The following is a 26,227-nucleotide window of genomic DNA, read 5'->3' as shown; positions in this document are numbered from 1 at the left end:
TGTTTTATTTTCAAATAAACAAAACTAAACAAATATAAATAAAAGGTTATTTCTGTGTTTGTTATTGACTATCAAAGATAAACAAAGGTATAATGAATGTGAAAAAAGGAACTTACTATGTACGTGGCAAGCCATATTATTTTCAATATAAGGAGAGATTGATCATGAACGTGACCCTTACCAATGAAACAACGCAGGCTGCAGGTTTCCATATCCCATTCGTCCGTGAGATGGCTGAGATTACACAACATATGTGGAAAAATGGCTGGGATGAGCGCAATGGCGGTAATGTCAGCTATCTGCTGGAGGAAGAGGAAGTTGCCCAATATATCGATATCCATCATGTGATTCGCAAGATCAAACCGGCATTTTCGGTGCATGAGCTGGCAGGCAAGTATTTTATCGTGACCGCATCGGGCAAATATTTCAAAAATGTACTCGCTGATCCGGAGAGTAATCTAGGGTTGCTGCGTGTATCGCAGGATGGACAGGAGCTGGAAGTACTCTGGGGATTGAAGTCCGGGGCGAATCCAACAAGTGAGTTGCCTACACATTTCATGAGCCATATCGAACGTTTGAAATTGGACCCGAACCACCGGGTTGTCATGCACAACCATGCCACTCATGTATTGGCTATGACGTTTATCCACGAATTGGATGAAGCAAAATTCACGAAAACGCTGTGGCAGATGTGCACGGAGTGTGTGGTTGTATTCCCGGATGGGATCGGCATTATTCCATGGATGATTCCTGGATCAAACGAGATTGGTCGCGAAACGGCTGAGAAAATGAAAGAATACCACGCGGTCATCTGGCCGCAACATGGCATCTTTGGAACAGGAACAACGATTGACGAGGCATTTGGTCTGATTGAGACGATTGAGAAGGCAGCCCAGGTGTTTATGCTGGTTGCCGGTCACGAGATCCGGCAGAGAATTACGGATGAGCAGCTGACCACACTGGCACAAGCGTTTGGTGTTACTCCTCGTCCCGGAATTCTGGGCAGTTAAGGAAAGCTGTATTGTTTTATAGTCAACGCATAGATCAAGGAAGTGGTCTTGGGTTCATTGAACCAAAGGCCATTTCCTTTTTTTTGACGAACAATCGTCATTTTGGTTCAAAAAAGTTCAAATTGCTGAACAAGAATGGCTTTGTTATCGATTATTGAATCGTAGAATGCATTATCACGCGCTGGCGAAATTCGGGTGAAATGACGTATTGTCAACGGCTCTGCGATTTTGCATAATAACAATGCTTCACAGATGAGAGACGGAAGGAAGTTATGATCATGCTTGGCAAAATGAAGAGAATCTTAATAGGCAAGCCCATGAAATCGGCTGAACTGGATGGAGAAAAATTGGGGAAATGGAAGGCACTCGCCATCCTGTCCTCGGATGCCCTATCGTCCGTTGCCTACGGTACGGAACAGATTTTGCTGGTGCTCGTTGCGGCCGGATTCGCCGCCCTGTGGTACTCTGTTCCGATTTCCATCGCCGTGCTGGGATTACTCGTCATTTTAATTTTTTCCTATCGCCAGACGATATTTGCTTATCCAACAGGGGGCGGCGCTTATATCGTAGCCAAGGATAACCTGGGTACAACATCCAGTCTGATTGCCGGAGGATCTCTGCTGGTCGATTATATTCTGACCGTTGCGGTAAGTTCGTCGGCAGGGACGGATGCGATTACGTCGGCTTTTCCTATGCTGCATGACTACAGTGTTGTGATTGCTCTGATTATGATTGTTTTTCTAACCATTATGAATTTGCGGGGAGTGACGGAGTCAGCGTCTGTGCTGGCGATCCCCATTTATCTATTTATCTTTTCGATTGCGGTTCTGATTATCTCGGGTGGAATCAAATTTCTTGCCGGGGGGATGGAAGCAGCTGCACCTGAATTCGGAACAAGTCTATCCCATGTGAGTATGTTTCTGTTATTGAAAGCATTCAGCTCCGGTTGTTCGGCCTTGACTGGTGTGGAAGCGGTAAGTAACGCGATCCCGAACTTCAAGCAGCCTGCCGAGAAAAATGCCGCGGGTACATTACTGCTCATGGGTTGTATATTGGGAGCCATGTTCATCGGCATCACCTTATTGGCTTATGGGTACGGAGTGAAGCCTGATCCCAAAGCAACGGTCATTTCCCAGATTGCTGAAGCGACGTTTGGCAGGGGCACGATGTATTTTATCATCCAAGGTGTAACGGCACTGATCTTGTTCCTCGCAGCCAACACAGCTTATTCGGCTTTTCCGCTGTTATCCTTCATGATGGCAAAGGATAAATACATGCCGCATGCATTTATGGTCAGAGGAGACCGCCTTGGTTTCTCAAACGGGATCATTTTCCTCAGTGTGATGTCTGCGCTGCTGGTGGTCGGGTTCAAAGGGAATACGGAAAGCCTGATTCCGCTCTACGCGGTTGGGGTGTTCATTCCATTTACCCTGTCACAGCTCGGTATGATGATTCGCTGGATCAAAGTCAAGCCGTCTGGCTGGCAGATGAAGTTGCTGGTCAATACCGTCGGTATGCTGACTACATTATCGATTACCCTGATCTTTATTTTCACCAAGTTCACACAGACATGGGTCATCTTTATCTTTTTGCCGCTCGTTGTTTATGTGTTCATGCGTATTCACCGTCATTATTGCAACATCGCCGATGAGCTACGTATTGATATTCAGGTCGATAAGCCAGCCAAAAAAGGCAATACGATAGTCATTCCTGTTGCGGGCATTACCCGGGTCGTTATGAATACGATCAGTTACGCCCAGACGATGTCGGATCATGTGGTCGCGCTGTACATTGGCTTCGATGATGAGGCGATACGCAAGATGGAGCAGAAGTGGGAAGAATGGAATCCAGGTGTTCGTCTGGTCGTGATCAAATCGAGATACCGTAGCATTATGGGGCCGCTGAAGAAATTCATTGATACAGTAGAGTGGAAAACGGCTGAGACCGATCACATCACCATTCTGATTCCGCAATTCATCACTAAGCACTGGTGGCAAAATGTACTGCACAACCAGACCAGCTTCATGATCCGGGCTTATCTGATTAATTACAAAGACGTGATTGTCACCACGGTGCCATATCATCTTAATCGTTAACTCGAACGGTTAATCGCTTCACCTCGTTTGGAAGATTTACAGATTATTGTAAAATGAGTCGCTTTTATTAATAGACAAACGTTCATATTCCATTTACACATCAAACCGCAGGGACATCTCCAAACAGGGGAGTTCTTGCGGTTTTTTGTCATGAAATCCGGTTTGGATACCGCTTTCGAATGGATGCACATTTCCGTAAAGTCCCTTGTCCATGATTAACGTTACGTTGATTCAGAATGAATTTTGCTGTGACATTCGACTCTTACACTAGATAACGTGGTGCTGAAGTTGATCTAACATTTCACACACACTGAATGCGTGAAACAAGGGGGAAGAAAATCCGATGAGTGAGCTTGATAACCGGATCAGCTTGCCCGCCGCCAAACGGCGCGTATCCGGTACGAGTGCGCGCCGGACAGCCTCGCTGCGTGTGCAGCGAATGCGGGAGAATCTGCTGGCCTATGGTTTCCTGGCACCATCGCTGCTTTTGTTTGCAGTGTTTCTGTTTTACCCGATGTTTAAGTCCGTGTACCTGAGTCTGCATTCCACAGATCCGACGGGGCAGATTGCGGCTTATGTAGGACTGGATAACTTCAAGGCCGTGTTTCAATCAGGACTGTTTATGCAAGGTATGAAAGTGACGTTACTATTTGTGCTGTTTACAGTCCCCACAGGTATGTTGGCTGCTCTGATTCTGGCTGCACTGACCCACAACCGGTTCAAGGGAATGCGTGTGTTCCAATTTGTATTCTCTCTGCCCGTGGTGTTATCCGTTGGTTCGTCAGCGGTGATCTGGAAGTTTCTATTCCATCCGACCCTGGGCATGCTGAATTATCTGCTTGGCAAAGTAGGTATGGATCCAATTCCCTGGCTTACCAGCCCGGATTGGGCATTGATCTCAATTTCCATCATGACAATCTGGATGAACCTTGGATTCAACTACATTATTCTATCCAGTGGTTTGGCGGGCATCCCGGATGAGATCTACGAGAGCGCCAAGATTGACGGTGCAGGACCATTGCTGACGTTTCGCAAAATTTCGATGCCGCTACTGTCACCAACGTTATTCTTTGTCACGGTCGTATCGATCATTGGTGCTTTTCAATCGTTCGGTCAGATCAACATTCTAACCCGGGGTGGCCCGATGGACAGTACAAATGTTTTTGTATATTCCATCTATCAGGAAGCCTTTGTTAATTTCCGCTTTGGAACAGGTAGTGCGCAGGCACTGATTCTGTTCGTGGTGATTATGCTGCTGACCCTGATCCAGTTCAAATGGGTAGAAAGGAAAGTGCATTACCAATGAGTGCGACATGGACCAAAACGCTGTTGTATGTATTACTGACGATCTGTGCAGCACTTGTGTTGTATCCGGTGATGTACACCTTTTTCATGGCCGTCATGACGCCGGAAGATGCGAGTGCTTATCCGCCGCATATCATTCCAAATTCAATCGATCTGTCCAACTTTAGCGAAGTATTTGATATTGTTCCGATCGGTCGATTTATCGGCAATACCTTTCTTGTCGCAGGACTGACAACGCTTGGTCAATTGATTACAGCGAGTATGGCAGCCTATGCTTTTGCAAAAATGCAGTTCAAAGGCAAAAACGTCATCTTCAGCATGTTTGTCGCAACGATGATGATTCCATGGGAAGTGACGATGATCCCCAACTACCTGACGGTTCGCAGTTGGGGCTGGCTAGATAGTTACCAGGGGCTTACCGTGCCGTTTCTGGCAACGGCGTTTGGTACATTCCTGCTAAGACAGTTCTTCATGCAGCTACCCAAGGAATTGTTCGAGGCGGCGAGGATCGACGGTTGTGGTCATATTCGCTATTTCATATCGCATGTCTTGCCTTTGTCCCGTCCGGCACTTGGAACACTGGCAATCTATTCATTCCTTAGCATGTACAATTCGTATCTCTGGCCGCTGCTGGTGACAAACACACCGGAAATGAGAACCGCACAGATCGGAATCTCGATGCTGGAGTTCCAGGAATCCACAGCGTGGAATCTTGTATTTGCCGGAACAGCCATGGTCATTCTACCATCCTTACTGTTATTGATCTTCGGGTTGAAACAGCTTGTCCGCGGAATGGCCGCAGGCGCGCTGAAAGGGTAGGCAATGAAAGTTTTACAACTATTTAGTTGAATTGAAGTGGAAACTCTGAAGGTTTTGATCTAAAGATTTTAATTTAGAGGTTTTGAATTAAACCATGTATCAGGTCTTAAGGTCTGGATACCAAGAGCGAATAAAATGAGGCTCGTGCTTCAAATAAGATGTTGAAATGAACGACGGTAGTAGTGGAGGGGACGAAATCGATTCTGAAGAAGCAAAGCGTTCGCCTTTATCCCCGGATTTCCCCCTTTGAAAGGGAATGAAAAGAAATCCGGGGATAACAGCGATCAAAAGAACGATTCGTAACCGTAACGGCCACACCGCGTCATCCCCAAGATTTTATTGTACGCGAGCCATATAAAAGGAGAGCGATTTCGTTTGAAAAAAAGAGGAACATTCGCATTAATGCTGGCTGCACTCATGTTGGTCATTTCCGCTTGCGGAACAAAAGCTGAAACAAGTAGCCCGGCAAGTGGAGCACAAGCAGAAGCGGCCGCAGCTGAAACGACACAATTGACGTGGTGGCATTCCATGTCTGGCGCTGGGGAGAAAGCCATTAACCAACTCGCTTCCGATTTTAACGCTAGCCATCCCGACATTCAGGTGAAACCCATCTATCAAGGGAAGTACGATGAAAGTCTGAACAAACTCAAAGCATCCATGGGCTCAGACAGCGGTCCAGACATTATCCAAGTCTATGAGATTGGTAGCAAGTTCATGATCGATTCGGGCATGATTACGCCAGTACAACAGTTCATCGACAAGGATCAGTTCGACCTGTCCCAACTGGAGCCAAACATCATCCGATACTACACCATCGATGGCAAATTGAACGCCATGCCGTTTAACACATCCAACCCGATCTTGTATTACAACAAGGATATGTTCAAAGCAGCAGGTCTGGACCCGGAGAACCCGCCGAAGACGTATGAAGAGTTTGAGCAAGCAGCAAAAGCACTGGCGAAAGACGGTAAGCCAGGTGCATCCATGGCGATCTACGGCTGGTTCATGGAACAGTTCTTTGCAAACCAGAATGCAGATTATGTAAACAATGGAAACGGAAGAAATGAAGCAGCTACAGAGTCTCTGCTGAACTCCGAAGCTGGAGTGAAGACTTTAACGTGGTGGAAAAAGATGATTGATGAGAAGACCCTCTCCAATCTGGGACGTAGCACAGACGATACAACAGCAGCATTTACCGCTCAGCAAATCGGTATGACTCTTGATTCCACAGCTGGCCTGCGTAAAATCGTAGAAGGTTCAGGTGGCAAGTTTGAACTGGGAACAGGCTTCCTGCCTCGTCCAGCGGATGCCAAAGAAGGCGGCGTTGTAGTGGGTGGAGCGAGCTTGTACATCATGAATAACAAATCGGAAGCGCAACAGCAAGCGGCGTGGGAATTCATCAAGTACTTGGCTACACCAGAGGTACAAGCGAACTGGAGTGTTGCGACAGGATACTTCCCTATTACGACAGCAGCCTACAATGAGCAAGTATTAAAGGATAATATGGCGAAGTACCCGCAATTCCAGACAGCAGTCGATCAATTGCACGCTTCCGCCGATTCGACAGCAACATCAGGGGCATTAATGGGTGTATTCCCGGAAGCCAGACAACTTGTCGAAGGAGCGATTGAAACGGTCCTGAATGGACAAGGTACACCACAGGAAGCACTGGATGCAGCAGCTAAACAAATTACAGACAAGATTGCACAATATAACAGCACGGTGAAGAAATAATTTAATTCATATCCATGTTGAATGCAGTGATTAAGCTGCATTCAATTTTTTTGTTTTACTAAAGAGAAAGACTAACATTTTTTGTTAATGATTCCGAAAATAGAATAGGAAGCTGAAAGGGGTATCCCAATACATGGATTCATGAAAAGCAATGGACAATATTAAAAATAAGAAGGAGTACAAGTGAATGAAAAGAGTAACGGTTCTAATGATGGCATTTATGTTGTTGTTTGTTTCAAGTGTTTATGCGGAGGAACTTAAAGTTAAAGATATTGAACTCATCCCTAATACTTCAGTTTCGGTCGGTGGTAAGATTAATCTTAATATAGTTGTTGTGTATGATGACGAAAATTCAATACATAGCGATAACGATCCATACTACAGAAGAAATACAGGTCTTACAAAAACAGATTATACGATAAGTGAACCTCATATACTTCAAGTGCTGAGCACTGGGATGGTAAAGGTAATAGGTGTAGGTTCTTCAACAATTACTGTTAAAGTCGAAAATGTTGAAAGATCAGTTACTATTTCAGGTAGTTTGGATGAAGCAATTGATGGAGGATACATAAAAAATGGTGTGACTCTTGTTCCGATGAAAGAGGTATTTAAGGCACTGGGAGGGAGTGTTAGTTACATTGCTCAACAGGACGCCTTCGAGATTAAAGTTGGTTCTACCAAACTAACTCTCCCGAAAACGGGAACAAAAGCAACGTTAAATGGAGAGCGATTAACTCTCAAGTCCCCGTTGCTTGTTCAAAATGGCGTAACTTTGTTTCCTGCTTCTGTTCTCTCAGATGCTCTGGATGGAACTGTGACTTATAACTCTAAAGCTAAGCAGATGCAAGTATCCATTGGTAAAGGTAAAATGACTATTAATATTGAACAACCTCAAAAACAAAACAGTGTAACAGGAACAACTCCAACAAAAGGGAAACTTTATGCTGTGCCAGCTACTGGAGATATGAAAGGGTGGAGCATTCTCAAGGGTCATCCTTACGAAAAAAGCATCCGTGTGTACTTCAAAATCAATGGGTCAAATGTACAAATATATACTAAGGATATAAGGAAGGTAGATCTGAATAAAAAAGTAACATGGACCGATTTAGAGGGGAAAAAACACACAAATACGGTAAAACAGTTGTATACTGTTTTTGGGGAATTAAGTAATGAATATACTAGTGACATACTATATAAAATGTTTGGAAAAACATATTCAGACTGGATCGGGTCAACTTCACTGAATGCAGATCGATACGTTGACCAATACTTGGAGCAACAAGGATTAATTGAACCCTATGGAAGTAATATTACTTTGACACCAGACACAGAAGTGTATTGAAAACCGTCTGTAACATTTCGAAAAAGTGAAATTAGTATCATTTTTCATATTTTGTATTATCCCACAAGAAAGTCTCTGAGAGTAATTGGAGATGTTCTTGTGGTTTTTTTTTAACATTCTATTAACTCATACTGATTTTGCGCTTAATAGTTCTCTTTTATACTCAGTTAATGTTGTGATCTAAAGTGATCCGTACATATCGTTTTATCATGTGAAAATGCATGTCTCAAGACTCAGGTTTTAGTGGGTTTAAAGAAATGAGTACTGTTACTAAATGTCGAATTCGTATATATATTCAGTATAAATGTCAATTTAATTGACGTTAAGTAACCGTATATCTAACATTTATATAACTTTAATAGGCTTAATAACGTGTTTTTAGTTAAAAGTTAGTACTATTTATTCATTATTATGAGGTTAGTTTAGAAAATGTGATATGAGTGTTCTGTTTTCTTTCATAACGAAGAAATATTGTTTACACAAGTCTGTTATTCAGTTATCTTATATTTGAACTAATGTACAAGCTGGCTGAACAAATGATTGCCAAGTTGAAAACATGGGGGTAGGACGAATGAACAACAAGCAAGTGAAACGTTGGGCACAAGGGTTTCTGGTTTTCGTTCTTGTCGTTACAGGTGCGGCACCAATAGGTGGATTAAGTAGCACCGCATATGCTGATGAGGAAAGTGTAGTAACGGAAGAGCCGCACACAAGTGATCAGGAGACTTCCATACCGAATACTGTCCCAACTGAAGAATCGTCAGACCTGGAGGGGACAGAGTCACCAACTAACGAAGATGGTGATTTTGATGGAACTGAAAGTGAAGAACCAGCTGAGACGGATAACTCAGAAGTACAGGAAGCAGACGAGACTGGAATCATATCCATTGCTGATGCGAGAGTCCTTGCACCAAATACAAATGTAGCCGTTTCAGGTGTCGTAACGTACAGTGAACTCTCCGGAGAATTCACGAATTATTATATTCAAGACGAAGAAGCTGGCATTGTAGTCCGAGCGAAAAATCAAGTTGACGTGGGGGATCGCATTGAAGTGTATGGTCCAATTACCCACTACAGCGGACTCGTCCAGATCGAGAAGGATAAGTCAGGTTTTACCGAAGGATACATGAAGGTAACTGAGCAAAATGTAACACTCCCCGGACCCAAAAATATGGTGTCCACAGACTTTGTCAGACCAGCAGACCAAAGTAACAAAGGTCCGGGCGAAAAGTATGAGGGAATGTTTGTCGAAGTAAGAGATATTCAGGTAACACGGGGCAGTAGTTCGACGTTTTACGCTACGGATAGTCATGGTGCTGAGATGACGATTTATGCCAAAAACTCTCCTACCGCGCTAACTGTTGGCAAAACCTACGAATATGTGCAGGGTGTTCTGACATTCAACAGTAATTACGGATTAGAGATTTTGCCTAGAACAGCCGCAGATGTTGTAGAAAATAGCCTGTCTGTGATGGCAAGTGTTCCATCTGGCGGGATTCCCCGGAACAATGAAGTCACATTAACCTCTCCAGCCAAGAGTGCAGTTGTACATTACACGACGGATAATACAGAGCCTACTTCTTCTTCCGCCGTGTATAGTAGTCCAATAGTGATTGATCAAGACATGGTAATCAAGGCTGTTGCCATTCTTAATGGACAATCCAGTGCAGTGTACACCTTTACGTATCAAATACTTCCTGATAAAGAAAACGTGCGTATCCATGATATTCAGGGCGCAGGACATACTTCTGTTTTTAACGGATACGATGTTAAGGATATTGAAGGTATTGTTACCTCTGTCAGTACAAGCAGTTTTTACATGCAAGAGCTTCCGGGCGAGATGGACGATGATAACCGGACATCCGAAGCCATTCAGGTTTATAAACCAAGTCATGGAGTTATCGTTGGCAATCAGGTGAAGGTATCTGGGAAAGTTACGGAATATGGGGCGGTTAACGAATTAACCACCACGCAGATTACGGCGAGTGCCATTGTAAAAGTAATAAATAAGGTAGATCTACCTGCACCTGTGAAGTTGGGTGTCAATGGACGTGTAATTCCAACCGTCATTGACTCAGACTCTTTTGCAGAATTTAATCCCGAGATGGATGCTATAGACTTTTTTGAAAGTTTGGAAGGCATGCGTGTTGAACTGGAAAAGCCTGAAATTATAGGTCCTTACTCCAGTCAACCGGGTCTGGCCGTTGTTGTGGATAATGGTGAGAATAATCCACTTCGCACACCTAACGGTGGTGTTATTCTGACCGATAACAAGAAAGATATGAATGAGAGTGATCTCAATCCGCAGCGTCTATTTATCGGCAAGAAACCTTCCAAAGCAGTAAAAACAGGCGATAAGTTGGATGGGAATGTAGTCGGAGTAATGACCTACTCTAGTGGAAATTTCAAGGTGAGTCCTGAAGGGAATTTACCAGCAGTTATCCCTGGAGAAACGAAACAAGCGACTACTTCCATTGAACAAGCGGCAGATAAACTGACCATTGCTACGTTTAATGTGGAGAACTTCAGCAAAAAAGATTCAACACGAGCCAATAAAATCGGTAAAATCATCGTGGATAATCTGAACACGCCAGACATCATTGGCATCATGGAAGTTCAGGATAACGATGGCGATGCCGACACGGGCACAACAGCGTCCAATGAGAGTTTTCAGACGCTAATTGATGCAATCAAAACGAACAACGGACCAACATATCGATATAGTGAGATTTCTCCGGAAAATAACAAGGATGGCGGGGCACCTGGTGCCAATATTCGTGTAGGGTTCCTTTATCAGCCGAACCGTGTATCGTTGGCTAACGGTATCGGAAAAGGAAATGCTACGACAGCGATCACAGTCAAAGCTGACGGCAGTCTCTCCAATAATCCGGGTCGTATTGCACCAGGGGACGAGGCGTTCGCCAGCTCCCGCAAACCGCTCGCTGCTGAATTCGAATTCAATGGTGAACGTGTAGTGGTGATTGCCAATCACTTCAATTCGAAAGGTGGAGACCTGAAACCTTTTGGAAGTATACAACCTGCCACTCGAAGCAGTGAAGTTCAACGTGCGAAGCAAGCTGCATTGGTGAATGGGTTTGTGAAAGAGTTACTGAACAAAGACCATGAGGTAAATGTCGCTGTTCTTGGTGATTTTAATGATTTCCAATTCTCGAATACTTTGAACATTGTTGAAGGTAATGAACTGGACAATCTGGTAAACGAACTGCCAGAAAATCAGCGGTATTCCTACATCTATGATGGAAACTCCCAGACACTGGATCACATTTTGGTGAGTAAAAATCTGACTGAGACGGCAGCCATCGAAGTGGTACATGTGAATGCCGATTTTGAGACAGCAGATGGACGAGTGAGCGACCATGATCCATTGCTTGCACAATTGAGTATTGGAGATCCAGTGGAAGAAGGGGACTTCAACCTGCGCGTACTGCACACAAACGACACGCATGCGCATCTGGATAACATCCCACGCCGAGTAACGGCAATTAAGGAAGCGCGCAATGATAATACCCTGGTGCTGGATGCAGGGGACGTATTCTCTGGTACATTGTACTTCAATCTGTTTAATGGTCTGGCTGATCTGGAGTTCATGAACATGATCGGATATGATGCCATGACCTTTGGTAACCATGAGTTTGATAAAGGTCCAAGCGTACTGAAAGCATTTATTGAAAAAGCAGAGTTCCCGTTTGTAAGTGCTAATATTGATTATTCAAAGGATGCGAGCTTGAGTGGTTTGTACAACAATAGCATCGGTGATCCGGGTGAGAAAGCTGAAATCTATCCGGCGATTATTACGGAAGTGAATGGTAAGCGAGTCGGTATTTTCGGACTGACAACACCTGATACGGTATCTCTTTCTTCACCAGGAGATGACTTGAAGTTTGCGGATTACAAGGCAAATGCACAAGCAACTGTACAAATGCTGCAAAATGAAGGTATTAATAAAATCATTGCTTTGACTCACCTTGGCTACTCTGAGGATCTGAAATTAGCTGAAGCCGTAGAAGGAATCGACATTGTGGTAGGTGGTCATTCACACACCATTCTGAACGCACCAGTTTTGGTGGATGCCCATGCGGACCAAACTTTGGTTGTGCAGACTGGGGAATATGACGTTTCTCTTGGTCAATTGGATGTTACGTTTGATGAAGCAGGCGTATTGAAGAAGTGGAACGGCAAATTATTGAGTCTGGATGCCAAAGATGCTAACGGCCAATTCGTCTATGCCGATGATGTGGAAGCCGCAAACAAGCTGAAAGAATATGCGCCTCAGCTGGAACAGTTCAAGAAAACGGTTATCGGTAAAACAAATGTCTTCCTGGATGGAGAACGGGGCACTGTGCGGAAACAGGAAACCAATCTAGGAAATCTGATGACAGATGGCATGCTGGAGAAAGTGAAATCCATTGTGCAGGAAAACGACGTCAAAGGATACGTCGCGATCCAGAACGGCGGTGGCATTCGTGCTTCATTCCAGACAGGTGATATTACGCTGGGTAATCTCCTTACTGTGATGCCATTCGCTAATAATCTGTCTGCGTTGAAAATGACAGGCAAGGAAATCACAGCCGCGCTGGAAAATGGCGTTAGTGGTGTGGAAACGGGAGAAGGGCGCTTCCCACAAGTGGCAGGCATGCGTTTCTACTACGATTCCACGAAACCAGGCGAGAAAATTGATGCAACGACCAATACCGTGACCCAAGTGGGTCAACGTGTGGTCAAAGTTCAGATTAAGAATACAGATGGTACGTACTCGGATATCGATCCGAACGGGTACTATATCGTCGCTACCAATTCATTCATGGCTAACGGCGGAGACTTCTATCGTGCTATGAGAACAGCGAAAGATGATAATCGATTCTACGAATTAAATCTGGTCGATTATGAAATCTTCCATGAACATCTAGACCGTGTAGGTAATGTGAATCAAGTGACGGAAGGACGCAGCACGGATCTGAAAGGTACGCAACTTCCGGGGGACGGAAATGGAAGCAATCCTGGTAATGGTGGCGGCAATAATGGAAGTAATCCGGGCAGTGGTAACAGTGGTGGAGGGTCTACAACACCTACTCCGCCTGTAACTCCAACCACACCAACCAATCCTACAAACCCAACTACGCCAACTGTTCCGGGTAGTGGGGAAGGTACTAATCCAACCACTCCGGTTGTAGACCTGAAGGACGTCGGGAATCACTGGGCAGCAGTTGCCATTGAACAGGCCATTTCCCGGGGAATTGTGAAGGGGTATCAGGATGGTAATTTCCGTCCGAATGCACCAGCCACACGCGCAGAATTCATTGTGATGTTGGGCAGAGCATTTGAACTTCCAGCCAGCAACAAGGCATTGACGTTTAAGGATGCTGCCGGGATACCTGCATGGGCACAATCCTTTATTGCTCAGGCAGTGGATCTAGGCATCATTAGTGGGTATACGGATGATACGTTCCGTTCATCGGGCAAAGTATCACGGGTAGAGATGACAGTTATGCTTGTCAGAGCACTCGGCCTCCCGGTACAGTCGAATCCGGCACTGACTTTCGCAGACGCAGATAAAGTACCGGCGTGGGCTGTTCCATATATCGCTGCTGTATATGATGCAGGACTGGTGAAGGGAACAGGGAAAAATATGTTTAACCCCCTCGCTGAAGCAACACGTGCTGAAGTGGTAACCTTGTTATTGTCAGCAAGCGAGTTGCAAAAACAATAAAACGCATGATATAGACGGTTTAAAACAGCTTGCAGACTCCCATCTGCAAGCTGTTTTTTTTCTAATTAATGCCTGTTAATTTTCACCAAGTGGAGGTATAGTAGACAGGATTATATTGAAGGAGTGTTGACGTAATGCAAGAACAACCCGTTTTAATCGCACTATTTGCCATAGCGGCAGGAATTTTTAGTTTGCTCGGTGGTATCAACAATTGGGACTGGTTTATGAAGAGTTTTAGAGCAGGGATTTTTGTGAAGACCATTGGACGTCAGGGTGCAAGAGTGGTATATGGTATTCTCGGTGTTGTCATGATTGCCATTGGTGTACTATTGTTGCTGATTGGTAAAGTGTAGGAATATAAAAGGGGAAAATTTACAGAACCTGAGTACATAATTCAGTTTCACAGCCTTTAATGTAGAAGGTAACGATTAGTACGTTTAGCTTTATGCTTGAGATTTTCGAAGTTAGTTAGGGTGTGGAGATTAGCATTTTAAAATGTCTTGAAGCCCAAGCCTTCATACCCTGGGAAAGGGGTACCATTTTCTAAGGAACTCAGGACGCCTTATTTCGCCTTTAGCTCTTCTTTTTACAAAGTAAGGAACATCAGGCACGTTATTTACTGGAATTCCTTGCAAAAACACAGCAAACGACTGTTTTATTCTGATATAGCGTGTCTCAGATTCTTTAGATTTCTGGAATCACTTCATATCCTTGAATAAGGCGTCTCCGATTCGTTAGCGCTTGTATTTGCTCTGCTCTAACCGTGAGTGAGTATCTGACTCCTGATCCTATCCTATCCAGAGCGAAGCTTTTCATTAAAAGGAAACGGCACTTCAGGTAAATTCGGGCTTTCATTAGGTTTGAAGACATTCCCATTCCCAAGTAACAGTTACACTCAAAAAGACCACCGAAAAATTTCGGTGGTCTTTTTACCAAATTCAGGTTTATCCATCTCAATCTGGTTTAATTATCTTTTAAGTCTTCAACAGAGTTGATATCCATGTACGTTGGAACAACCAGACCTTGTTTAACTCCTGTCATGCTGACAGCGATATCTTCAATCTTGTCTCCATATGTCTTCCAGTAGTCCCCATGTGTAAGCGGGAGCCAAACGGCTGGAGAAGCATCGATATCACCTGCTGCCAAGCCTGCCCACATGGGACCAGCTTCGACTTGCAGTGCTTTGACTGTGTAACCCAGATCCGTCTCAAGCACATACTTCATCAGGTTGGTACTCGCAATTTCAGAGTCCCATGCAACATAACCGAGACGTAAATTGTCACCTTTAACCGGGGTTAACCCCTTGGTCCATTCTTCAATTTGGTCCGGATGTTTTTCCGCATAAGTCTTGGCAGCTTCTTCAGGCGAAACGCCCTTTTGAATGTCTACCATGATTTCACTCATTTGATCTGCAGTCCAATTAAAACGAGAGAAGAACTCATAGGCAACGGGATGATCTTCTTTGATTCCCTTACGTCCAACCGTGTGAACTTCCTCTGCATCGCCGAAAATTAAGTCGGGATCATCCAAATACTTCAGATCATACTGATTGAACATCCAGTGCGGAGTCCAACCCGTAACGATGATGGGTTCTTCATTTTTATAAGCTTTGTCCAATGATGCAGTCATTGCTGCTCCAGAACCTTCAATCAGATTCCAGTTAGACAATTCATAATGTTTAATGGCGTTTGCTGTGGCCTTCATCAGACCTGCACCTGGATCAATACCAACGATCTGGTGATTAACCTCTTCGCCCACATTAGCACTTGCCGATGGAGTGGAAGAAGCGGCACCTGTCTCCAGATCTGCAATCGAGTTTACTTCAGTCATGTACTTAGGAACCACGAGGCCTGTACGTACACCTGTCATATTAGCCCCCAGATCGTCTACCTGGTCTTTGTAACGTTCCCAGTAGTCTGCGTGTGTCAATGGCAGCCAAGCTGCTGGAGAGGCATCTACGTCGCCTGAGGCAACACCCGTCCACATTGGTCCGGCTTCCACTTGCAGAGCGTTAACTTTATAACCCAATTCGTTTTCCATCACATATTTCAGCAAGTTTGTACTTGCGATTTCGGAATCCCAAGCCACATAGCTGAGTTTGAATGCATCACCGTTCACTGGAGTCAGACCTTTGGTCCACTCAGCAATCTGATCGGCATGTTTCTCAGCATAAGCTTTAGCTGCTTCTTCTGCGGATGTGCCATCCTGGATAGCAGTCATCATTTCACCCATGTCATCCGATGTCCATTGGAAACGGGACAGGAATTCAAACGCAACAGGGTGATCTTCTTTCAAACCTTTACGGGCGATGGTGTGAATTTCTTCAGCATCACCGAAAGATTTCTCTGGATCTTCCAGATATTTCAGATCATATTTGTTGAACATCCAGTGCGGAGTCCAACCTGTAATGATGATTGGATCTTCATTTTTGATGGCTTTGTCCAGCGTGGCCGTCATGGCTGCACCAGAGCCTTCAATCAGAGTCCAGTCAGTCAGTTTATAGTCTTCGATCGCTTTTGCAGCAGACTTCATGATACCAGCCCCTGGATCGATACCAATAATCTGATAATTCACTTCTTGACCTACAGCATTGGCTGCTGAATTGTTGCCACCAGCCGAAGTTGTGCCACCAACGAAGTATTGTGAGAAACCAGCTACAAGCACAAGGAATGTTGCCGCAGCAGTGATCCATGCTTTTTGCTTGGCTGTAATGCGTGAAGTCTTTTTACGACCTGGCATAAACACATTTTGTGTAAAACGGTCCAGAACAATCGCGAGTACAACAACGGCCAGACCGGCTTCGAAACCTTTACCGATTTGCAGCTGTGTTACAGCACGATAGACTTCCGCACCAATACCTTGTGCACCGATCATGGATGCAATAACAACCATGGACAGTGACAGCATGATGGTCTGGTTAATACCGGACATCACGGTAGGCAAAGCGAGTGGAAGCTGTACTTTGAACAATTTTTGCATGGAAGTTGAGCCGAATGCATCAGCTGCTTCAACCAATTCGCCAGATACCTGTCTGATACCCAGGTGAGTCAGACGAATCGTTGGCGGGATCGCAAATATAACAGAAGCGATAACACCTGGAACGACACCTAGACTAAAGAATGTGACCGCAGGCAGCAAGTAGACAAATGCAGGCATCGTCTGCATGAAGTCAAGGAGCGGTGTAATGATCCGCGCCGCAGTTTTGCTGTATGCGAGCCAGATTCCGACAGGTACACCAAGCAGGATCGAAACCAATCCTGAAGTGATAACCAGACCGAGTGTGTCCATCGATTGGGACCAGTATCCCAAGTTATCTACGAGCAAGAATCCGATAACCGTAAATAGTGTCAGTGGGAGTCGTCCTACGAGGAACGCAAGAACACCCAATATGGCAATGAACAGGAGTGGATGGGGCAGCATGAACAGCCCGGAGAAGAATCCAACTACTGCCTGAATAACAATAGAGATTACATTAAACAATCCGGAGAGCGAGGAGCTCATCCAGTCAACGATGGATTCAATCCACGATGCTAGTGGTATTTTGGGAATCATTCTCAAGTTCCTCCTTTACTGCAACTTCACCGCTAAGTGCACCCAGCAGGGCACCGCGGACGATAACACCTTGCAGACGGCCATTCTCACCAACAACAGCGAGCGGCACATGGGCAGAACTTACAATTTCAAACAATTCATGAATCAGGGTCTCAGGCGACACTGTCGGCCCGTCCGTGATCAGAATGTCATTTAATACTTTATTTTCGCGCATTGCACGGGTTGCATCTTCTGCAGTAATGACACCAAGTAGCTTCTTCGAACGGTCAATGACAAACAGATTAGAGACACCATTTTCGCGCATGAGTTCGAGGGCTACCCGAGGACCGCGGTCAAGTGTGATTGTCTCAGGGCGACGCATGACGTGAGCGGCAGTGAGGACCTTGGACAGATCCACGTCTTCGACGAAGCGGGCCACATATGAGTTGGCCGGTTGAATCATGATTTCTTCCGGTGTACCGATCTGCACAACTGCGCCGTCTTTCATGAGGGCAATACGATCGCCGATGCGCAGCGCTTCGTCCAAGTCATGGGTAATGAAAATGATGGTCTTTTTCATTTTATCCTGAAGCTCGATCAACTCGTCTTGCATATCACGGCGAATCAATGGATCAAGTGCACTGAAGGCTTCATCCATCAGTAGTACTTCCGGGTCATTGGCAAGTGCACGCGCCAAGCCGACACGTTGCTGCATCCCGCCACTGAGTTCATCTGGCATTTTGTCTTCCCAGCCCTTAAGGCCAACCAGCTCAAGTGAGGTTTTTGCCTTCTCCCGGCGTACTTCCTTATCTACTTTTTGTATTTCCAATCCATACTCCACATTATCAAGAACGGTACGGTGCGGGAACAACGCAAACTTCTGGAAGACCATGCTAATCGTTTTCCGGCGCACTTCGCGCAATTGTTCTTTGTTCATCTTGCGTAGATCCTTACCATGGACCAGAATTTCTCCGGATGTTGGTTCAATCAGACGATTGAACATCCGAACCAGTGTGGATTTACCACTCCCGGACAGTCCCATAATAACGAAAATCTCGCCTTCCTTAATGTCCATGTTGACCCGGTTGACACCAACCGTTATCTGTTTTTCTTTGGCCAACTTTTCTTTACCCCAACCTTGCTCCAGTAATTGCAGACCTTGCTCGGTTTGGGGTCCAAACAATTTACTTACGTTTTTCACTTCAAGTATGGTCATGTTTTCACCCCTTCTGATGTGTTGTGCACTTCGAACGGCTTTCAGCATCCATAAGCCCATACACTTATGCGCCCAGCCACGAAATCCGGTAATTGTTGCTTCGCTTCCCGTCTTTCTGGGTAACGTTTTTAAGTCTAACAATACTTAACCAGTATATCAACCGAATAAACAGTACATAATGTTTGTACAGTAAAAACTGTACAAAGTTTTTCGTCCAAATACTCCGTCATTCTCCTTATTCTGGCTAATAAGGCAGCTTTACATTTGACATTGCTTTTCCTACAATAGAAAATGAGCTGAATTGAAGCTGAATTTTTTGGTTAAAAGATAGTCATAGGCAATTGTAGCCTGGTAAAGTTCCCATTTTCATACATTGGGTGAATGAAAGCCCTCTGGCATATATGATGTCCGGCCGAGTGCTTTCCCATGTAAGCAGGACTTTTAAAGTGTTGCAATTATTTCGCCAAAGACTGTGGAATGTTCAGAATGGAGGTTGCAAGCATGGGCTTGGACCATTTACAAGAGGAACAGCAGGCAACCGTGCTGAAGATTCGTAAGCGCGTCATTGAAGCCATTGGACGTAATATGGATCTTTACGGCGTTACGCTGTCGACGGGACACTTATATGGATTGCTATTTTTTGCAGACAAACCAATGACCCTTGACGATATGGGACGGGAAATGGAAATGAGCAAAACGAGTATGAGTACAGGTGTACGAACACTGCTGGATTTGAAAATGGTAAATAAAGTGTGGAGCAAGGGCTCCAGAAAAGACCTATATGAAGTAGAATACGACTGGCATCAGACGTTTACGGATTATTTTGCGATTAAATGGAGAAAAGCCGTGGAGAGTAACCTTCAGATTCTACGCAAATCAATTGAAGAACTGAATCGGTTAGTCGAAGGTCTGGATGAGCAGGCAGACGCTGAACTTATCCACATTCTGATGGAAGACAAACACAAAGTTTTGCAAGCGGAAGCATATTACAAATGGTTGGATCGGTTGATTGATACCATGGAAAATGAAGAGATATACAAGCTGGTTCCGAAGGAAGAGATCAAGGAACATTCATAATTACATGCAAAGGGCCCTTTCCGTTATTGGAGAGGGCCCTTTGGCCTGTGCAATATCTTACTGAATTATTAATGAAGGAACACGATGTAAAAGATAATCTTGCCCATCGTATCGACCTATGTTCACATCTAATGTCCGATCAGACCTGCCTGAGGAAAGACTACAGACTGCTGAGTAATCTGTTCCAGTTCGTTCAGAATCTGCAACCGGCCACCCGGGGTCCAGCATAACCGTTGCCAGTTCGAAATATCGTGAACGTTACCATACAATACAGCAGGAGATCGATTCCATGATGCCGTTTGTTTCATGCGTCGGAACACCTTTTCACTGACAGGCTGAAGCGAAGCACGATGGATCAACAGGTAATCCGTGTCCAGCACAGGGATACTATCCGCTGCATACTCATTTCTGGAACTTTCGGGAGATACAAGCTGAGCAGGCTGAAGTCCCAATTCAGCATACAACAAGTGATTTAATGGATGCTCGCCAGTCCCTTGTAAGCGAATGGATTGATTCGTAACCTCCATCAGAGCCAACCGTTTTTGTCCGAAATAGGGTTGCAGGTTCAGGCTTGCTTCAAGCTTGCGAAACTCAAGTTCTTTGAAATTCAGCAACGCTTGTTTCTCACGTCCGACCAGTTCGGCTATGCGAATATGGTTCTCTTTCCAGTCATCAGTGGACTCCAAGATGATGGTGGGTGCAATACTTTTCAGGCGATCATAATAGGGCTTGTGGTAAAAGTCACCGATGATCAAGTCTGGCTTCGCCTGCCGAAGTTGATCGAATTGTCTGGTTAATCGGCGTTCTTGTTCATATTCATCCGATTCTCGGTCGAACACTCCTTCACCTTCCAGCACAGCTACCGGGCGCAGTCCAAGCGAGGCCAAGTTCTCATGGAATCCCATAATGGATGCCGTAGCTACGCGAAGTTGATCTCTTTTCATATATACGCTGGGAGCAATCCCCAAGGTTTGTTTGAATTTGCGGCTAAAATAATACTCATTACCATACCCGACAGATACCGCGACGTCTTTGAGGATACAGGGTTCCTCTGTCAGCTGTTTTTTTGCTTCGTTTATACGTAAACGATTCAGGTAATCGGTCGGTGACATGCCTTTGGCCTTCTTGAAACTGCGTGAATAAGAGCTGGGGGTGAGTCCAGCAATCTTGGCAAGCTGATCCATGCTGATTCCTTCACTCATGTAACGTCGCATATACATAATGCTGCGTTCCAAGGCAGGGTCCACTTTCTCATGATTGGCTTCCAGCCTGTTCTCTGAGAGAAATTGCAACAGCTCATGCAGCTGGCTATGTATGCTGATAAAGTGATCCGGTTGAAGACCGCGATAGGTTTCATAGAGTTGTTCGAAATGTAATTTAGCCTGCTGCTCGTGACGAACCAGCAACCTGCCTGTCTCCCAATCCAGCGGGAAGGCAGGTGATGAGGTCATTTTCCATTCACCGCGCACTTGCTGCAAACAAACCGTATCCATGCTTAGTAATATACATTCGGTCATATTCGAGCGTGCAGCGGCCTCGATGGTTGTTCCTGGCTTCAGTACAAACAAGCTGCCCGCTTGAGCCGTGTAGACTGTATCATTCAGGACCAGAACACCGTCTCCTTGCAAAATAAGACAGAGCATGGGCCGTGACACCGTCTTGCCTTGCACACGGAAATTCTCCCCACGACGCACACGGCACATGGAGGAGAGGAGCGGTAGAGATGAGGTTTCAGCAATGAAGGGAAACTGTTCAGTCATACGGACCATCCTTTTGTCTTATTTTCTTAATGATAACAATTATCATTCTCATATGGAAGATGTTTTTGAAAAATAGTTTTCGACAACCAAAAAAGGACTACCAAGAGCCGTTATGGCTGCATGGTAATCCTTTTTGTTTTGGACATGTCCGTTGAATGGGCTATACGCCTGAATCAACATGATATGTTAGTACGGTGTCACCAATAGAATATTGTCGAGGAAAACGTCACTCATAACTTTTTTCCCTGTTCCACCCGTTTGCACGTGATACAAGCGATATTGATCTTTGGCATTGATGTAGAAGAGGCCTTCAACATCATCTCTGATATGGAATGCATCCCATTCGTCCCCGGTAAGTTTCGTTACCTTGAGAGCTGTATTAATCGAATAGAGTCCATTGTTGCCCGAGATGTATGCAGCCGTAGATGTACCATTGGTCAATTGATTCGCCACATACGTTACATTGTTCAGGTTCAGGTTGGCAGACTTGGTCACTTTGTTGCCCGAGACCGTTTTGGCATAAGCCTTTTTGTCTGCATCAATAATGACAACCTTGTCTGTTCCTAAGGCACTTATTTCACGAACGCTTTTGTTATGAAGCTGAAGTGTTTTGGCTGAAGTGGTTAACGCAAACGCTTTGCCTTTGGCATAATTGTAATCCTTATTGCTGTCGAGAACGATTCCTTTGTTATACACGTAAAGATTGTTTCCCCAACCACCGGAATATACAGCATTCACATCCAGTTTGGCTTTGGGATTAACCGCAGTTGCTTTGCCAGTGTTGTATTTCACCTTATACAGGACAACAGCATTGGTGGAGTAAAACTCCTCGTAGGGGTCTGTATTTACCATCAGTTGCAGTTCGTTTTTGGCTTGATTTGTAAAATAACGTCCTTCCACTGCGCCTGCGGCAATCCGCTGCACAGCTCCAGCACCGTTGGACGTTTTGGACACGATCCACGTGTTTCCATTAACCAACGCATTATAGTAGGCACGCCCTTTGGTTACCAGGAGGAATGGGAAGTCGGTATCAGCCTTGTCAGCAATCTTGGTGACAGCTGAAGCGTCACTATTGCCATTCGCGCGATAAATGGTACCTGTAGTATCCAGATAATAGATGAATCCGTTATCCGTATAATAGCTGAGTACATCTGTAGCAAATGTCTCTGCCGCATCGCTGGACCCGTCATTTGGAACCCGAAGCAAGGTTGTGGAAGAAGCAGTCTGCGTGTAGTAGAGGTGAGAGCCTGCCGCGAGCAAGTCTACACCTTGGAAATCAATTAATACTTCTGTTGTATTGCTGCCATCCGCGGATACTTTGTACAAAACTCCGTCGGACTCATAATACACTGTGGATTGGCTAAGTGAAGCTGCCTGGGCTGCGGTTCCACCTCCCAATGTCACTGCTGCAATGAGTGTAAATAACAGCAATGTACAGATGGTGCGTTGTAAGTATGTATACCCTGTTTTCATTCGTTCATCGTCCCCTTCGTTCTTCTATATGTATGTCGTTAATTCCTTATGTTATATCGGTAAACTATGGAAGATATGTTAGATCTCAAACATGAAAAAAAGAAGAGAATGAAATTGAATTTCATAGTCATTCAAACCTGAAATCGAATTGCGCATGATGCTGCCAATCCCGTCCCAAAGCATTCTCCGCCTGACTTGATCGTGATAACATTACACTCAACCAGAGCAGAGGAGTGAGCGATCATGGTAATGAATGTGGCGATCATCGGATTTGGGAATGCAGTGGTGAATTATCATTTGCCTTATCTGGACAAAAAAGAAAACATCAAGGTGAAGACGATATACCGTCGCGAGGAAGATCGGGTTGGCGACACAGAGCGTGAATCACTTTATCCCGAGATTACTTTTACGACGAATATCGAAGACATATTGCAGGATAATGAGATTGAATTGATTGTTGTTGCCACCCATGTGGATAGCCATGTAGAGTACGCCAAGCTGGCATTGGAACACGGGAAACATGTGCTCGTGGAGAAACCTTTTGCCTCCACTTCTGCGGAAGCCAAAGATATCTTTGAACTAGCCAATCGTAAAAATCTCATCGCTATGGCGAATCAAAATCGCAGATTTGATGGTGATTTCCTGACATTGAAGAAAGTGATTGAGAGCGGCAAACTGGGGAATATTGTTGAAATCCAGTCCCACTATGATTATTTTCACCCACAGTACACCAGAAGTGGATTTGGATTGCTGCATGGCTTGGCCGTGCATACGATCGATCAGTTAATCTCCATCTATGGCGTAGCTGACCGTATTGATTATGATGTTCGGAGTTTGATCGCGCCGGGTGAATCTGATGATTACATCGATATTGATTTTCGATATGGAAGAATGAAGGCCACGATTAAGTGCAGCCTGCTTGTGAAGATCGAGCATCCAAAATTCATTGTCCACGGGGAACGAGGGAGCTTTGTTAAATATAGCAGTGGGCATCAAACGAAAAATGGAGATGGGCGAACCAGGGTATCCATTGAAGCTGAACCGGAGGATAACTGGGGTACGATTAGTTATGTGGACGATGAGGGAACATCACATACGGAGAAAGTTCCTTCGGAAGCAACAGACTATGGCATTTTATATGATCAACTGCTTCAAGCCATTCGACATAACGGTGATAAACCGGTCAAGGATGAAGAGGTTTTATATGTATTGGATATTTTACATGACGGAATCGAAGCAGCGAAGAGAGCCAACTGACAAACAACCAACGACAGGAGCGAAACGATATGATGAATATAGCAACGATTGGTACAGGGTCCATTGTGGATGCCATTTTATCTGCTATAAATGAACTGGAAGATGTTACGTGTACAGCGATGTACTCCCGGAAGAGAGAGACAGCACAGGAGCTTGCGGGTAAGTATGGGGTCGGTACCATCTATACGGACCTGGAATCCCTATTTTCAGATACAAATGTAGATCTCGTATATATTGCTTCACCAAACAGCATGCATTACGAACAGGCCTATCAGGCACTTCAACATGGCAAACATGTTGTCTGCGAAAAACCGTTCACGTCCACGCTTCAGGAAGCAGAAACGCTGATTGCACTTGCAAAAGAAAAGAATCTGTTGTTGTTTGAAGCCATCTCCAACATTCATCTGCCCAATATTAAAGTCATACAGGAGCAACTACCAAAGCTTGGTCCGATCAAACTCATCCAGTGTAACTACAGTCAATACTCGCGCAAATACAATGATCTGCTTGCAGGGGGAACGCCAAACGTATTCAATCCACATTTCTCTGGTGGAGCGCTGATGGATATCAATATTTATAATCTGCATCTGGTCATAAATCTGTTCGGCAATCCGAATACCGTATCGTATACCGCGAACCAGCATGCAAACGGCATTGATACGTCAGGTGTAGTGGTTCTTAAGTATCCGGGGTTTATTGCGGAATGTGTAGGTGCCAAAGACACAAACAGCATGAACTTTGTGCTTATTCAGGGAGAGAAAGGTTATCTTCAGGTTGTAGGAGGAGCTAACGGTTGCCGGGAGATCAAGCTTCAGATCGGGAATGAGCCTGCTGAGGCATATAATGCGCAGACCAAATCCAATTGGCTGTACTATGAGTGGGAAGCGTTCAGGGACATGCATGCAAATGGGGATTACAAACGGTGTTACGAACTACTCGAACACAGCCAGTCTGTGATGAGCGTACTCATGAGTGCACGTAAGGATGCCGGAATTCAATTCGCAGCAGATCAACGGTAATCGTTAATACGTATCGCTAATGCTCCCCATGTATAACATGTCGAAAATGTAGAGTACCGAGACCATCGAAGACATTTTGGATAGCCTTAATTGTTCATTGTATCCGTAAGCCAGCAGCGTTTCATCACAATGTCTGGACAGGGTTGAATGGTTGTTGCCCGTGACCGCGATGACTTTCATCTGTTTGTTGCTCAGCACTTTGGCAGCTTCAATCATGGATTGGTTCTCGCCTGTGTGTGAGATAACAAAAGACAGCGTCAGGCTGTTGGGATTCATCGTGTTCAAATAATGCATGTTCGGACTATTATGAGCAATCGCAGATATGCCGAGTTCATTCCACTTGGCACAAGCCTGTTGAGCCAGATAATAATTCATATCACTGCCATAGACATCAATGCGTACGGATTCTTTGACCCAGTTCGCGATTCGTAGCAAAACAGGAGCGTTTAACATCCGGCGGGTATCATCCAGCGCCTGCTGGTACAAGTAAGGAACCGAGTCAATGGCAGCCAGCACGTTGCCTTGTTCTGCAATTGCATGATCCTGCGTCTGCAACGTGGAAGGTATCTGTTGGTATTCAAGAGCAAGCTTGAGCTGAAAGTCTGGGTACCCCTTGGTACCCAGCTTTTTGCATAGACGAACAATGGTGGATGAGCTTGTATAGGTCTGCTGAGCTAGTTCATGGGCTGTAGAATCAAATACAACTTCGGGATTATTCAGGATATAGTCCACAATATGTTTCTCCTGTGCCGTTAATTGTGAAGCATATTTTAATTTTTGAAGTAGTTTGGATTCCATACAGTTGTTCCATTCCTCTCTAAAATCATCCCATAGCATATATCTCCACATCATAACCTGCG

General features: G+C 44.9%; 16 protein-coding genes. 11 read left to right on the top strand and 5 right to left on the bottom strand.

Going from position 1 to position 26,227, the window contains the following annotated elements; all coding sequences use genetic code 11:
- Positions 1 to 164: 164 nt before the first annotated feature.
- The 8 genes from rhaD to MKY28_RS19140 all read left to right on the top strand — a co-directional run bounded on the left by rhaD (position 165) and on the right by MKY28_RS19140 (position 14,387).
- The gene (gene rhaD / locus MKY28_RS19175) at positions 165 to 1,010 is read left to right on the top strand and encodes a rhamnulose-1-phosphate aldolase (RefSeq protein WP_076251500.1); all 846 of its coding nucleotides are present in this window, start codon (positions 165 to 167) and stop codon (positions 1,008 to 1,010) included.
- 278 nt (positions 1,011 to 1,288) lie between these two features.
- Complete coding sequence (locus MKY28_RS19170; RefSeq protein ID WP_036669004.1) at positions 1,289 to 3,106, top strand: APC family permease; 1,818 nt, start codon at positions 1,289 to 1,291, stop codon at positions 3,104 to 3,106.
- Between the two features lie 439 nt (positions 3,107 to 3,545).
- On the top strand, positions 3,546 to 4,412 hold the full coding sequence (locus MKY28_RS19165) for a carbohydrate ABC transporter permease (protein WP_370511427.1): 867 nt from the start codon (positions 3,546 to 3,548) through the stop codon (positions 4,410 to 4,412).
- Positions 4,409 to 5,230: a carbohydrate ABC transporter permease gene (locus tag MKY28_RS19160; protein WP_036669010.1), complete on the top strand. Its 822-nt coding sequence runs from the start codon at positions 4,409 to 4,411 to the stop codon at positions 5,228 to 5,230. Before MKY28_RS19165 ends, MKY28_RS19160 begins: the two co-directional genes overlap by 4 nt.
- A gap of 375 nt (positions 5,231 to 5,605) precedes the next feature.
- Positions 5,606 to 6,964 (top strand): ABC transporter substrate-binding protein, encoded by a 1,359-nt coding sequence (locus MKY28_RS19155; RefSeq protein ID WP_143781084.1) that lies wholly within the window; start codon positions 5,606 to 5,608, stop codon positions 6,962 to 6,964.
- 187 nt (positions 6,965 to 7,151) lie between these two features.
- Positions 7,152 to 8,306 (top strand): copper amine oxidase N-terminal domain-containing protein, encoded by a 1,155-nt coding sequence (locus MKY28_RS19150; protein ID WP_076251502.1) that lies wholly within the window; start codon positions 7,152 to 7,154, stop codon positions 8,304 to 8,306.
- A gap of 571 nt (positions 8,307 to 8,877) precedes the next feature.
- Complete coding sequence (locus MKY28_RS19145; protein ID WP_340936663.1) at positions 8,878 to 14,034, top strand: S-layer homology domain-containing protein; 5,157 nt, start codon at positions 8,878 to 8,880, stop codon at positions 14,032 to 14,034.
- Between the two features lie 134 nt (positions 14,035 to 14,168).
- Positions 14,169 to 14,387 carry an immunity 17 family protein gene (locus MKY28_RS19140; protein WP_100529965.1) on the top strand — a complete coding sequence of 73 codons (219 nt, stop codon included), beginning with the start codon at positions 14,169 to 14,171 and terminating at the stop codon, positions 14,385 to 14,387.
- Between the two features lie 610 nt (positions 14,388 to 14,997).
- Here MKY28_RS19140 and MKY28_RS19135 read toward each other — a convergent pair.
- Positions 14,998 to 17,586: a glycine betaine ABC transporter substrate-binding protein gene (locus tag MKY28_RS19135; RefSeq protein WP_340936661.1), complete on the bottom strand. Its 2,589-nt coding sequence runs from the start codon at positions 17,584 to 17,586 to the stop codon at positions 14,998 to 15,000.
- Complete coding sequence (locus tag MKY28_RS19130; RefSeq protein ID WP_036611218.1) at positions 17,552 to 18,781, bottom strand: quaternary amine ABC transporter ATP-binding protein; 1,230 nt, start codon at positions 18,779 to 18,781, stop codon at positions 17,552 to 17,554. The genes MKY28_RS19135 and MKY28_RS19130 overlap by 35 nt, the downstream gene beginning before the upstream one ends.
- A gap of 501 nt (positions 18,782 to 19,282) precedes the next feature.
- On the opposite strand from MKY28_RS19130, the gene MKY28_RS19125 reads away from it, so the two are divergent.
- Entirely contained in the window at positions 19,283 to 19,858 is a 576-nt protein-coding gene (locus MKY28_RS19125) for a GbsR/MarR family transcriptional regulator (RefSeq protein ID WP_036611216.1), read from the top strand.
- Between the two features lie 128 nt (positions 19,859 to 19,986).
- On the opposite strand, the gene MKY28_RS19120 is transcribed toward MKY28_RS19125, so the two are convergent.
- Positions 19,987 to 21,618 (bottom strand): helix-turn-helix domain-containing protein, encoded by a 1,632-nt coding sequence (locus tag MKY28_RS19120; RefSeq protein ID WP_340936660.1) that lies wholly within the window; start codon positions 21,616 to 21,618, stop codon positions 19,987 to 19,989.
- Between the two features lie 186 nt (positions 21,619 to 21,804).
- Complete coding sequence (locus MKY28_RS19115) at positions 21,805 to 23,091, bottom strand: DUF5050 domain-containing protein (RefSeq protein WP_340936659.1); 1,287 nt, start codon at positions 23,089 to 23,091, stop codon at positions 21,805 to 21,807.
- Positions 23,092 to 23,334: 243 nt separating this feature from the next.
- On the opposite strand from MKY28_RS19115, the gene MKY28_RS19110 reads away from it, so the two are divergent.
- Positions 23,335 to 24,348, top strand: a complete 1,014-nt coding sequence (locus tag MKY28_RS19110; protein ID WP_340936658.1) for a Gfo/Idh/MocA family oxidoreductase — start codon at positions 23,335 to 23,337, stop codon at positions 24,346 to 24,348.
- A 32-nt stretch (positions 24,349 to 24,380) separates the two neighbouring features.
- Complete coding sequence (locus MKY28_RS19105; protein ID WP_340937978.1) at positions 24,381 to 25,367, top strand: Gfo/Idh/MocA family protein; 987 nt, start codon at positions 24,381 to 24,383, stop codon at positions 25,365 to 25,367.
- Positions 25,368 to 25,370: 3 nt separating this feature from the next.
- Here MKY28_RS19105 and MKY28_RS19100 read toward each other — a convergent pair whose 3' ends face one another.
- Positions 25,371 to 26,165 (bottom strand): MurR/RpiR family transcriptional regulator, encoded by a 795-nt coding sequence (locus MKY28_RS19100; RefSeq protein WP_340936657.1) that lies wholly within the window; start codon positions 26,163 to 26,165, stop codon positions 25,371 to 25,373.
- Positions 26,166 to 26,227 lie beyond the last annotated feature (62 nt).

The sequence above is a fragment of the Paenibacillus sp. FSL R5-0473 genome (assembly GCF_038004565.1).
GTDB lineage: Bacteria > Bacillota > Bacilli > Paenibacillales > Paenibacillaceae > Paenibacillus > Paenibacillus amylolyticus.
Note: the sequence above shows the minus strand (reverse complement) of the source record. Positions and strands in the feature narration are given on the sequence as shown.